The sequence below is a fragment of the Bacillus sp. ISL-47 genome, assembly GCF_018613175.1.
Lineage (GTDB): Bacteria > Bacillota > Bacilli > Bacillales > Cytobacillaceae > Cytobacillus.
Genome location: NZ_JAGGQS010000011.1, coordinates 63,806 through 77,050, shown reverse-complemented (window position 1 = coordinate 77,050; position 13,245 = coordinate 63,806). Strand labels below are relative to the sequence as shown.

Below are 13,245 nucleotides of genomic sequence, written 5' to 3'. Positions count from 1 at the left end.
TCGTTCATTGTTTTACAAAAGTAATGTCACAGCCTATGATAACGGCATTCAGCTCAGTCCGTAAATCTGCTTCATACGGATTGGCTTCTATTCCGTTTTCTTCCAGTATCCGAATAACCGGCCTATCGCTGAGCCCTGCATTCTGCCTGCAGACAACTCCCTTTCTTCCATCACTTAATTCAACGGTTATGCCAACAGGATAAATCGCAACTGCCTGTCGGAAAGCTTCAATAAGTTTTGTCTCATAAAGGGTTCCCGCTCCAGCATATAAAATTTCCAGTCCCTCATGCGGAAGCATTGCCTGCCTGTATATTCGATTGGAGGTTACCGCATCAAATACATCAGCGACTGCAATGATCTTCCCATAGTCATGGATCTGTTCCCCCTGCAGTCCTCTCGGATAGCCCGAACCATTAAGCCGTTCGTGATGCTGAAATGCACAATGGGCAACAATCAGCGGGATTGTCTGGACGCCTCTTAAGATATTAAAGCCCTCTTCCGGATGCTTTTTTATTTCATCGAACTCCTCTGCCGTTAATCTTCCTGGCTTCAGCAAAATATCGGCAGGAATCTTCATTTTTCCAACATCATGCAAGATAGCCCCCATTCCCAGAGTTTCCAGCTCCTTGGGCTCCATTTTCATCTCCATTCCGATTGCCAGTGAATAGAGAGTGACATTAAGGGAATGAGTAAAGATATAGTGGTCATATGTATAAACATCAGAAAGAATCGTCAGCAGCTCTTTGTTTCCTCTTATCTCTCCAAGCAGCTGGCGAATTAATTCAGAGAAACGCTTAGAAGCTTTTTCAATCACTAAGGAGCTTGTTAAATTCCTGTCTTCCTCCACTTGGCGGAAAACGGATTCAATCGTTTGAATGGCCTCCTTGCGCATATGGGACGGCAAAGGATCTTTGTATTGAATATCCCCGGTGCGGTGATCTCTGATATAGATGTAAGTGATGCCCATTTCCTGCAGCCTTCTAATCAGCCTTTCTGCCAGCTCTACCCCTTCATTCAAGAGAACCTGCCCTTTATCATTATATATAGCCTTGGCCAAAACACTGCCAGCTTCAATCGTTTCTGTTGCAGCTAATCTCATATGTTTCTCCTGTTTCCATTTTTGAAATTGCACCCTTTTTTATCATATCGGGTCTATATAAGGTTTATTTACATTATGCGACAAAATTTTCACGGTTCGGTTGGAAAGGTGGTAGGGATATAATGAAAATGAAATGGAAAAAAGGCAGCCCTTATAAGGCATGCCTTTACAGCATTTTCAGAAGAGCTTCCCTTCCAATCGTTCCTTTATGGATGCCAAGCTCCTCGGCTTCGTAAGTGACAGACTCGAGAGGTGCATTTAACAGCTGCTCAATTGTTTTAACACCAACTGCCCTGCCTGCTATGACTTTACGGTCCTTCAGCTTTTCATTAAGCAATCCGACATCCAGCGCACCGCACATTATATATCCCTTATCATTGGTTACAACTAGTAAGTTCGTTTTCGGCAATTGCACCGAAACACTTAAAAAAGTATGGCCATCTATATCAATCGGTTTCAAATCAATCAATTTTTCCGCCACTCCTTTCCCTTTTCCATTACACAATATGTGCGGACAAGGAAAAGCGTGTATTTAAAAAGCGAAAAGTACCAGGTACCTATACCAGTTGGCTTAAGTGGTATAGGTACCTGGTACCTTTTAAAATAAATCGAGCTGTCTTGGAGCGAGTTGTTCGTATTCGATATTTAGTAAATCAATCATTTGCTTTGCATTGTCTGCCGCATCTCCGCCAGAGTTGTTGTTGAATACGACAAAGACGTTTTGGCAGGTCTTCTCAAGCTCCCTTAAATGGGCCGCCCATTCGGTAAGTTCCTTTTCGTTGTAGCGGTAAAGATAGCGGACTTCGCGCCAGTTATCCCCATTTTTCTTTTGCCACCCATGGAAGTTGCGGCCATGGAAGCGAACAAGCACTTTATGAGGGCTGGTCGTTTCCAAAACGGTTGGAACAGAGCCCTCGCCTGCTTGCGGCTCATCGCAAATGCTGTGAATCCAGCCTTCCTCTTTCATAAAATGCAAGGTGCTTTCCTTAAATTCAGGCCTGAACCAGGATTGGTTCCTGAATTCAAGCGCGCATGGAATATCCCCCATTTGTTCTTTACACCAGCGCAGGTAATCTACATTTGCCTTTTTGCAGTCAAACCAGGGCGGGAACTGAAACAGCACCATGGCGAGCTTTCCCGCTTCGATATATGGCTCCAAAGAGTCTTTAAAAGCGTCAAACATCTCTTCTTTACTATCAAAGGGGATTTCTCCCCTTTGATGGCCTGTCACGCCCTGATAAGCTTTTACTATGAATTGAAAGGATGCTGGGGTTTCTTTTACCCACTTGGAGGAGTTCCTTTTTGGCTGCACCGCATAAAAAGCAGAGTCCACCTCAACCGTCGGAAAATGGCCTGCATACTCCTTTAATTTATCTCTCTGCGAAATATTGCCCGTATATAAGCTATCATGGTCGCCCCACCCTGTAACGCCAATGATAATCATGGTTACACCTCCGTTTTTTTACTTCACTCTTACTTTTAACGGAAATTTCAAAACTGGAACTCTATATGATTATAAGTTATAAAACGTTTAAATTTCCAAGATTTTTAATCAGTTTATCATAGGATTTAAAATATCACTTTTCTAACCTTCCTTTAAAATAACAAACGATTAGCTAAGTATTAATGATAAAGAATTCCACGGTCTTGCCCTTTATAAAACAAGACGCTTTCTCCTTAATTCGAAGAAAGCGTCCTGTGGTTAAAAAATATTCTTATTTTGTTACTCCGCTGATTTTACCCTATATTGTGCAGGTGCCATCTCTTATAGATTTAAAAGGAAAAGGTATAAGCTTGTTGAGCGTTTTGCTGCTATTGCACTACTTTTATTATTCCGATTAATTCATTTTTCTGCCTTGAGTCTGGAATTGTCTAATCTTAACTTTCACGTTAATATCAATTGATGCTTCAGGAAAACGTTCCTCCCAATTTTTTTTTACTTTTTTCCACACTTTCGGTTGATTGATTCGTAAACTCTCTCCAAATCCAGCGACATCTACTTTTAATTCTTTTTGGGTCTTGGCTAATCCTGCTTCCATTAATCTCATAAATTCTCTTTCAACTTGCTTTTCTGCATTCCGGATAAACTTCTCATTAAAAGCATCACTGTTTGGAATCCAATCTTCAGATAATCGCCCTTCAGTATTAATGTTTACTGTATACGAAATGTCCTCTCCATTTACCTTAGGCTTAATAGAACTTTTTAAGTGATCAATTTCATATGAAATGATTTTGTCCGTTTCCTTATCAACTCCTGTTACGGCACCAGCTTTAGCTTCACCTGTAATACAATTAATGCCAAAGGTTTCATCTTCATTAAGCTCCCCAATCATTTTCTGTGTATTCCCTTTGATAACTGCTGCTCCAATGATTTGAACTCCATCTTTAAATTTTTGTACTTTCTGAACCAAAAAACTTGAACTGGCCGACATTTTTTCCGAGAAATCTCCTAAGGATAATTTTGGGGGCATTTTTGCCGTTTTTGTTTCCATATTTTCTGTTATAGCCAATAGCTTTAAAGCAGGTACCGGATCCTTTGTTCCTTTTATGCTTAATATTTTGCTTGCTTTCTCCTCTGAGATCAATACATGAACTGTCCGTCTTATTTCATGGTCGCGAAAGAAAAAATTCAATAATTGGAGCAAATTAATGGATTGTGCCGCTTCCTTACTAATTACCAATACTTTTAAATGGGCATAATTCGGACTGCGACTTGTAACCGTGGAAGCTTCACGGCCCGCTTCAAATAAAGAGGATTCCTCCATTGTTAAGTTTTGAAATGGCTCTGCTTGACTCCCGCCGCCTCCATTCTCCCCAGCCAATACTTTAGGTACAACAAATTGAATTGTAAATTCAGGAGTTATGCGTTTTGTTGAATATTCTTGATAATCCACTCCGACACCACAAGCCAGACCTATATCTTCAATATCAACGCGATCCCAACACCCTCCCATAAAAAGAATCGAGATGCAGCAGCATATCAAGATGCTTTTTTTAATTCTTCGCATTTCGTTTCCTCCTTATGAAGGCAATGATTAAAAAAAAGACGGGGATAATTCCTGTAATTATGATGGCCAAGTTGCCAATATAGTCACCTAATGTAAAAACTCCATTTATATCTTCTGGATACATCGCACATAGATAAATGAATGGTATAAGACCATACACAAAAGGTTTGTACGCTTTCTTAAAAACTTGACTCAAACCTAAACTAGCAAAATAAAAATTCATAATAAAGGATGTAAACGTTGTAATCACCCAAAGGATGATAAAAAAGCTTTCAAACCTTTCTAAAAGGAGAAATTTCATTTCAATTGATTTGACCAGTTCGATCGTCGGCCATGTTAACAGCCTGACCTCATCTATTGATAATGAGCCAACAACAGCTATTACGATCAAAATATACATAAATAAGGGGATAAATAACCCTACGGCTGCAGCTTTCATAGCTTGCTGCGATCTTTGCATATAAGCGATTAAAATAAGAAAACTTTCAATTCCAGCAAGAGATAATGCTGTGGGCTTAATCCCGTTAACAACTGGCATAAACCCTTCACCTAAGACCGGGCGAAGATTATTTAAATCAACATTTGTTACACTAAGCCCCAGCATAAATAAAATAAATACCAAAACAACCGGAAAGTAAATTTGAAGCAATTTTACAATAGGATAAATGCCGCTAATCACGATATACACCCCTACAGCGATATATACGATAATCACTACTTCTATCGGAGTTTTATCTAACAAATAAGCGCGAAGCACTTCAGCCATTGATCGCGCCTGATATCCACCAACTAATATAAAATATTTAATGATAAATAGATTAAAAATGAAACCTGCCCATTTACCAACCAATATAGGACTAAATTGAAAAATCGTCATTCCTTTAAATTGAAGACATAACTTGGTTATAAAAAATGCAGCAACAAATGTGATTCCGCCACTAATGATCATACTGATCCAAATATCCGGCGTTTGAACTTCCTCTGCACTCACGCGGGGTAATGTTACAATCCCAACACCAATGACCGTCATGGTTAAAGCAACTGTTGCTTGTGTAGATGTAATTTGTTCATTTGAACCATTCACTATGATCTTCCTTTATTTCATCCGAGTGGAGTCTTTTGGTTTTAACATTTCAGGTCTCTCTTTTAGAACACTATATGGTAATCGAAGTATTGCATCCTTCCAATCCTTAAATTGATATGGAACAAATGGAGAGGTATAGTCAACACCAAAACTTTTAAGCTTGACAAGATGAATCGTTATGGCCATCGCAAACATAATAATTCCAAATAACCCTAATACAGCAGCTGAAAGCATCATTCCAAAGCGTAATATACGAATAGCGATTGCCGCCCCATACTGCGGTAAAGAAAAGGACGAAATTGCCGTGACTGCCACAACAATGACCATCATTGGGCTGACTAAGCCCGCTGTTACAGCCGCCTCCCCAATAACAAGCCCTCCTACAATTCCAACTGTTTGTCCAATTGGTTTTGGAAGCCTGACTCCAGCTTCCCGCAGTATTTCAATTGTGATTTCCATCAATAATGCTTCCACAATGGTTGGAAAGGGGACTCCTTCCCTGCTTCCTGCAATCGAGATCACTAAATCAGTTGGAATTAACCCTGGGTGATACGAAACAAGTGCTACATATAATGAAGGACCGAATAAAGAGACAAACGCTGCTCCAAACCGCATGAAGCGAATGAGAGTACCAACAAACCACCGTTCATAATAGTCTTCTGGCCCCTGAAGAATAGATGTAATCGTGATTGGCAGCAGCAATACAAAAGGCGTTCCATCAACTAAAATGGCTACACGTCCTTCTAATAATCCACTTGCTACTTTATCCGGTCTTTCAGTTGTTATGAGTTGTGGAAACGGTGATAAAAAGTCATCTTCAATGAACTGCTCAATAATCCCTGATTCAAGTATTTGGTCCATATCAATTTTTTCTAATCGTTTTTTGGCCTCTTGGATGATGCTGTCATTTGTAATATCTTTTATATATGCCACGATAACCGGTGTTTGGCTTCTTCGTCCGATTGTATATTTCTCTAAAACTAAATGGGGATCTCTAATTCGCTTTCGAATTAAAGACATATTCACAAGAATATTTTCGACAAACCCTTCTCTTGCCCCCCTTACAGTAGCTTCTGTAATTGGTTCTTCAATTTGTCTCGATGGCCATTTTTTTGTTCCAAGTAAAAGGGATATATCGACGTTATCAATTAGTAATGCCGTATCTCCATTCAAAACCTTCATCACACAGTCTTCTATCTTGTTGTTTTCTTCTACATCCGTTAGCGTTACAACATGGTCTTTAATGATTTCTTTGATGTGAGAGCCGGTGGCCCGGTCTTCTTTTACATAGCATTCTCGCATTTGAAGTTCTAACATGATTGACTTTAATATTTGTTCATGAATTTGCTCTTTATCGGCAAGGCCTTTAATAAAAACGACAGCTGCTTTGGCGTTATATAAGTCAATTTTAAATCTGCGAATCGCGATATCAGGGTTATTTCCTAAGATATTTTGTAATTGCTCGAGGTTAGAATCCAAACTCGATGAAAAGAATACATCTGTTCCATGTATCTTTACCTGTTGACGAGCATTTTTCGTTTGTTTTTGCTTTTTTTGCAACCAAGCCCATCGATTCATCTCCCTCACCTGCTGACATGAAATATTTTTTAAAACGGATAAGTTTTAAGTTGCTTTAGTTGTGGAATTTTGTTTTAGGGGGGTGCTAAATCCTTAACTAGATTTAATAGATCGTAACCATTTTGAAACTTTGGAAATCGAATAGGGAATGATAAAAGCTAAACAAGCACCTATGAAATGTTCCCACTTTGGAAGGAAAGAAATTATGTTTTTCATAAACTCATCACCTGCTTATTATTGTCACCCAACACTTTTTTTTCATTCATTTCCTATAAAATCCTAACTAGAAGATAAATTAATTAGAATATGAACACTTTTTCATGTAACGAGATTGCCGTTTTACATTATCCATATCGATCTATTTATGAAGATTATAGACTTTGCACCTATAAAGACTGCACCCATGTCTGGCACACATTAAAAACCCGCTTACTGGAACTGGCAAACGGGTTTTGGTGATCTATTGTTAACAAACAGACTGGAAGTATTAAACACCAAAGGGCCGAAGATGCATCATCTCCAGCCCTCGCGTATTTATTAAATTCCCAGCTCCGCCAGAATACTTTCTAATGTTTTGCCGTCATGCATTTCTTTTGCAGCAGGAGGATTTTCAACATATTCATTTTGCAGCAAGTAATTCTCTTGAACAAAGCCGATATCCTTCTCATCTACAATATTATCGAAATTAATATCAGCTGCACGGCTGCTTGTCTTCCAAGCGTTTTGGATTTCAATTGCGTCTAGGACGTCAATTACGTTATCCTGATTGACATCACCAGCCGTAATATGAATCGGATTAACATAATGATTCATACCATAAAGTTCTCCCTTATATTCAAACCCAATATTTTGTTTGCTGTGAACTTCAAAGTGGCCTGGCACCTTGATTTCTAAAATATATGGATCTTTGCTTAAAGGAAGCTTTTCCACCCTATAGTCAGCCCGATCCTTTATTAAAGAAGTAGCATCCAAAACAAAACCGGCAGCTTCTTTGAATTTTAGCGATGCCCCAACCTTTGTCCAATCCTTTCTATCCTGAAGACCATTTGCAGGATTGATGAATCCGTCAGGCAATACATAGCCATATGCGGCATTATATTGCGGAGAAATTTCAAAAGCGTAGCCTGCGTTTAATAGTTTGCTAGTTTGATTTTGACTATTAACCACATTAGCTGTGGGATTAATTCTAGTTCCTATAAGGAATGTTTCATCCGTAATTTTTAATGTAACATCAACAACAGCAGTGTGATTAAAGGCTACACTGGAATCATTAAAGACAACCTTTACCTCATCTCCATTAACTGATACAGTTCCGTTACCTGTAGCTCCATCAGCAAGCTTGGCATCGACTAATTTCAAAGTTTTTCCATATTGTTCTTTCATGTTCCAAATGATTTCTTTCGCATCGCTCACATTATCCAAGAATAGTTGTGCTTTAATCGTTTCACCCGTTTTTGCTTTTGTAGTATCGCTCTTAGCATACGTAACAGGAGTCCCTTCCTTTACAAAGAAATATTCCTTTGTTAGCGGTGAATTACCGGCAGAATCCAGGGCAGTCATTGTAAATTTCAATGCTGGCATAGACTCTTCCATTGCAATTTCCTCTACCCATTTCCCGTCCTTATCCATTGGAACAGGATTTGAAGGGAATCCCCATTCTCCCCACGTATAAATAACCGAATTTGAAGATTGGTCGATGTCCACTCCTGCACTTTGCATTTCTGCTACAAGTGAATCGTTAATTTGAATTTCAAATGGATATGTTGGCTGGCCTGGTTTGTATTCAATGAACGGGGCAGGCCCATCTAATGAACTTGTAAAAGCCGGATCATCAATATCAATGAAAAGATTTCGCATCTCTTTTGTCACTTTTCCGGATTGGCTTGTCGTTATAAAGTTTAACTTATAGTGGCCAGGCTTTGCATAACTCACTTCTTTTGCAATCGGCTGTTTGGAGTCCCCTGTAAATGGATAATACATTCCTCTAAAAGCAAATAAGAATAGTGTTGTGTCCAGTGGACGATTCGTTAAATCCAGGGTCCCAATTAACCCTAAATCTTCTCCTGTTTTACCATCTTGCAGAACGACATCCATTTTTTCGCCTGGAGAACTTAAGCTAAAGGTAACTAAAGCACCTAAGCGGTTGTCAATATGCGTTCTTCCTTGATTTAAGTACGGTGGTGTAATGGACGGTGTTAAAAGATCTAAATGACCTAGCCCATCCTTTGTCACTCTATAATTAAATGGAATTCGATAAACATCAGAGGCATCCGCTTTATTTGTCAGTACTAGGAATCCTTCGTATAGACCGGCTTTTGCAGACTTCGGCGACTTTAAAGATACTTTGCTTTTTACTTCTTTGCCAGCCTTGACTTTAATCTTATTGTTTGTTTTAACGGTTATGCCATTTTCACTTAAACTGTTTGTGCCTTCAGCTGGATTCTCTTCTACAGAAACAGCATATTCTTTCGTGATGTCGCTGTTATTTGTGAAGCTTAAATTATTTTCTTTCACATGAACATTGCTGCCTTCCGCACCAAAATGAATACCAAAACTGATATCACCCGATGGATTTGAAATCCTCATATAATCTTCGCCATTAGGTATAAGCGTTTCATCGGTCACTTGCATTTTCATTTCACCATGGATGGCTTGATAAGGGTCTACTCGGCCAGCCCCAACCTCATACAAGCTATATTCGCCATTCATTGGATCCGCTGTATTCATCAGAATTGTTTTAATATCATCTGGATCAAGGTCAGGATTTTCCTCTAATAATAATGCTGCAATCCCTGCTGTATGCGGTGCAGCCATAGATGTTCCTGAAAGTCGCGCATACGCATATTTATAATCTTCCTGATTTTCAGGGTCAATCATATATGAAGGGAAAGTAGATAGAACGCTCACTCCAGGCGCAACCACTTCTGGTTTGATATCATAGTTATTATTTACAGGCCCTCTTGAACTGAAATCTGCCAGTTTATCTCCTTCAGATTTCAGTTCTTTCATATTCGAGAACGTAAAGGTTGTGTTTCCTTGCACAATTTTCTCTTTTAATTGCTCACCTGCCGCTTTTGTCATCGAGAACGCCGGAACAAATTGAGGTGATTCCCCTAGATTAATACCTAGCTGCCCATCTGTATTGTTATATAAAATAACTGCTTTCGCACCATGTTCTTTTGCAAATTTGATTTTTTCATTAAGGGCAAAATTCCCTCGTTGAACAAACGCAATCTTCCCTTCAACATCCTTGCCTGTATAATCTTCCTGAGCCCCTAAACCGACATCAACAATTTCAAGAGATTTCCCATTTAATGATGAGAATTCATCCGCAAAGCTTCTTCCCATGCTGATGAGCTCGGTAGACCAGTTTCCTGTAATGCTGCCTGTAAACGCAGTTAACTCAACAGGAACATCACTTGCTCCAACTGTAAGTGCCAATGCCGCTGTACCAGGAGAGCCTACTGTATGAGCACCGGGACCAGAGTTTCCGGCAGAAACAACTGCTGTCACACCATTTAATACCGCATAGTTAATTGCTGTACTTGTTGGATAATACGGATCGTTAACGGTTGCCCCTAATGAAAGGTTCATAACATCCATTCCATCTTCCACAGCTTTTTCAATCCCTGCAATAACCCCTTCAGATGTACCAGTACCATAAGGCCCTAAAACACGATATACATAAAGATCTGCGTCCGGTGCTACACCCACTACGGACACTTCACTATCATTTTTATTTTGACCTGTGATTGTTCCGGAAACATGAGTGCCATGGGATGTGTAATATGCGCTTCCATATGGAGAAAACTCGGGATTATTTGATTTCTTCCAATCTTCATAGGTCGCTTCCAAATATGCATCCTTTAAATCAGGGTGATTATAATCGATTCCAGTATCAAGAACTGCTACTTTTACACCTTCTCCAGTAATGCCTTCCTTATGCAGCTTGTCTATCTTCAAATAAGGAATACTTTCAACAGAAGTAGTAACTTCTCTCTCAACATCTGATGGAAGCTCTGTTTGAATAGGATCCACAGTAAACGTCTGGCTTTTGAAAACAGCTTGTACGACATCGGATTCCAAAAGGTGTCTAACTTGGTCCGCCGGCAGCTTCATCGCTACACCGTTATATGCTCTTTTGTACGTCTGGGTGATGGAATTAGAAAGGCTTTTTGTTTTGGAGTTCTCTTGAGGCAAATATTTTTTGATGTCTTCTTTAAACTTTTTATGTTCTTTTTCAACTTGTGCTTCTGCTTCTTCCTTTTTTAATGCTTTGCCTTTTGCAGCTGCTTCTAAAACGGACACTTTACTAGGCTTTGATTTGAACTGAACAATGACGGATATTTCATCTCTTGATTTTAGATCCTCTTCAGTAAAACCTTGAAGACCTGTACGATTGTTTAATTGCAATTGATGCAATGCTTGTCGCTGTTCTGCAGTTAAAGATGCTAAAATATCCTCCGCCTTATACTCCGCCGCTGCTGCATCAGTTGATAATACCGAATGGACCGGCGACATTAGCAAGCTAGCTGATAAAGCCAATACTGCTGTTTTTTTAAATAGTGAATGAAATTCCATAAGACCCCCGCTTTCATTAGATTAATTTGTGAGTTGTTTATTTTCGTAAAATTAAGAATTTTACATTCACTATTGTAATCTCTAATTTTATCAGTAGCTATTGGGGTTTTTTTGTGTGACTTTTGGCGGATACCGATGATAGAACAGGGGGTTCTATAGCCTAAGATTAGTCATTATAGATGAATTTTTAATATTCTATTTGGGGTTATTTAAGACATTAAGAAATCGGCAGAAGGACTAAGATAAGGTGAAGGGCTGCCTTCTAGCACAGTTCAACGCTGCAAAGGAGGAACCTCTTTATACTAAAAAATGATTGAACGGCATGGCCGTTCAATCATTTTTCAAAAATTTATATTATTAACCGATAGAACCTTCCATTTCGAACTTGATTAGACGGTTCATTTCTACTGCGTATTCCATTGGAAGCTCTTTCGTGAATGGCTCGATGAAGCCCATTACGATCATTTCTGTTGCTTCTTCCTCGGAAATTCCGCGGCTCATTAGGTAGAATAGCTGTTCTTCGGATACTTTTGAAACCTTCGCCTCATGCTCAAGAGAGATGTTGTCATTCAGGATTTCGTTGTAAGGAATTGTATCTGAAGTTGACTGGTTATCCATGATTAACGTATCACACTCGATGTTGGCACGTGCACCATCCGCTTTACGGCCGAAGTGAACGATCCCGCGGTATGTTACTTTGCCGCCCTGCTTGGAAATCGATTTGGATACAATCGTTGAAGAAGTGTTTGGTGCAAGGTGGATCATTTTCGCACCTGCATCCTGGTGCTGCCCTTTACCTGCTAATGCAATGGAAAGGGTCATACCGCGCGCACCTTCTCCTTTAAGGATAACTGCTGGGTATTTCATTGTTAATTTTGATCCAATGTTTCCGTCAATCCATTCCATTGTTGCGTTCGCTTCGCAAACCGCACGCTTTGTAACCAGGTTAAATACGTTGTTCGCCCAGTTCTGAATCGTTGTATAGCGGCAGTATGCGTCTTTCTTGATGATGATTTCAACAACCGCACTGTGAAGTGAATTTGTTGTGTAAACAGGAGCCGTACATCCTTCTACATAATGTACATGTGCACCTTCATCCACAATGATTAACGTACGCTCAAACTGTCCCATGTTCTCGGAGTTAATGCGGAAGTATGCCTGTAATGGCGTATCCACCTTAACACCTTTAGGAACGTAGATGAACGATCCGCCAGACCAAACCGCTGAGTTTAACGCAGAGAATTTGTTATCTGTTGGAGGGATAACCTTTGCCCAGTGCTCACGGAAAATGTCTTCATTTTCGCGAAGAGCGGAATCAGTATCTTTAAACACAATTCCTTTAGCTTCAAGGTCTTCCTGCATGTTATGGTAAACTACCTCTGATTCGTACTGTGCAGAAACACCAGCAAGATACTTCTGCTCCGCTTCCGGAATACCCAATTTATCAAACGTTTGCTTGATTTCGTCAGGCACTTCATCCCAGGAGCGCTCCGTTTTTTCAGAAGGCTTAACATAGTACGTAATTTCATCAAAATTTAATGACGCTAAATCTCCGCCCCATTGCGGCATAGGCATGTTATAGAAATGCTCTAATGATTTTAAACGGAAGTCAAGCATCCACTGTGGCTCTTCCTTCAATTTTGAAATCTCTTCAACAATTTCTTTTGTCAAACCGCGTTTTGATCGGAAAATGGAAACGTCTTTATCGGCAAAACCATACTTGTAATCGCCGATCTCAGGCATTTTTTTTGCCATCGTCGTATTCCTCCATTCGTTTAGGAAAGGGCCCTCGCCCAATCATTTCATAATATTTTATCACACAAGGCAGGTGAAAAAATTTTGAACAAAAGTTTGATTATTTTTTCTTTGGCTCTGTTAACATTTAGCTATAAAAC

The 13,245-nt window shown here is 39.6% G+C and carries 8 protein-coding genes; all 8 read right to left on the bottom strand.

The window, feature by feature from the left end; genetic code table 11:
• Positions 1 to 4: 4 nt before the first annotated feature.
• On the bottom strand, positions 5 to 1,099 hold the full coding sequence (locus tag J7I93_RS05045; protein WP_214723933.1) for an HD-GYP domain-containing protein: 1,095 nt from the start codon (positions 1,097 to 1,099) through the stop codon (positions 5 to 7).
• Between the two features lie 166 nt (positions 1,100 to 1,265).
• A complete protein-coding gene (locus tag J7I93_RS05040; protein WP_214723931.1) occupies positions 1,266 to 1,568 on the bottom strand; it encodes a YunC family protein in 303 nt (100 codons plus the stop codon).
• A gap of 129 nt (positions 1,569 to 1,697) precedes the next feature.
• Positions 1,698 to 2,543 (bottom strand): DUF72 domain-containing protein, encoded by an 846-nt coding sequence (locus J7I93_RS05035; RefSeq protein WP_214723930.1) that lies wholly within the window; start codon positions 2,541 to 2,543, stop codon positions 1,698 to 1,700.
• Positions 2,544 to 2,937: 394 nt separating this feature from the next.
• A complete protein-coding gene (locus J7I93_RS05030; protein WP_214723928.1) occupies positions 2,938 to 4,107 on the bottom strand; it encodes a Ger(x)C family spore germination protein in 1,170 nt (389 codons plus the stop codon).
• Positions 4,094 to 5,191 (bottom strand): GerAB/ArcD/ProY family transporter, encoded by a 1,098-nt coding sequence (locus J7I93_RS05025; protein ID WP_214723926.1) that lies wholly within the window; start codon positions 5,189 to 5,191, stop codon positions 4,094 to 4,096. The genes J7I93_RS05030 and J7I93_RS05025 overlap by 14 nt, the downstream gene beginning before the upstream one ends.
• A gap of 12 nt (positions 5,192 to 5,203) precedes the next feature.
• Complete coding sequence (locus J7I93_RS05020) at positions 5,204 to 6,769, bottom strand: spore germination protein (RefSeq protein ID WP_214723924.1); 1,566 nt, start codon at positions 6,767 to 6,769, stop codon at positions 5,204 to 5,206.
• A gap of 537 nt (positions 6,770 to 7,306) precedes the next feature.
• Complete coding sequence (locus tag J7I93_RS05015; RefSeq protein ID WP_214723922.1) at positions 7,307 to 11,350, bottom strand: S8 family serine peptidase; 4,044 nt, start codon at positions 11,348 to 11,350, stop codon at positions 7,307 to 7,309.
• A gap of 357 nt (positions 11,351 to 11,707) precedes the next feature.
• The gene (gene sufB / locus J7I93_RS05010; protein ID WP_214723920.1) at positions 11,708 to 13,105 is read right to left on the bottom strand and encodes a Fe-S cluster assembly protein SufB; all 1,398 of its coding nucleotides are present in this window, start codon (positions 13,103 to 13,105) and stop codon (positions 11,708 to 11,710) included.
• Positions 13,106 to 13,245: the final 140 nt, after the last annotated feature.

Coding starts and splice junctions, on each gene's coding strand:
- sufB (WP_214723920.1), bottom strand. CDS start 13,105: ATGGCAAAAAAAATGCCTGAGATCGGCGATTACAAGTATGGTTTTGCC.
- J7I93_RS05015 (WP_214723922.1), bottom strand. CDS start 11,350: ATGGAATTTCATTCACTATTTAAAAAAACAGCAGTATTGGCTTTATCA.
- J7I93_RS05035 (WP_214723930.1), bottom strand. CDS start 2,543: ATGATTATCATTGGCGTTACAGGGTGGGGCGACCATGATAGCTTATAT.
- J7I93_RS05030 (WP_214723928.1), bottom strand. CDS start 4,107: ATGCGAAGAATTAAAAAAAGCATCTTGATATGCTGCTGCATCTCGATT.
- J7I93_RS05045 (WP_214723933.1), bottom strand. CDS start 1,099: ATGAGATTAGCTGCAACAGAAACGATTGAAGCTGGCAGTGTTTTGGCC.
- J7I93_RS05020 (WP_214723924.1), bottom strand. CDS start 6,769: ATGAATCGATGGGCTTGGTTGCAAAAAAAGCAAAAACAAACGAAAAAT.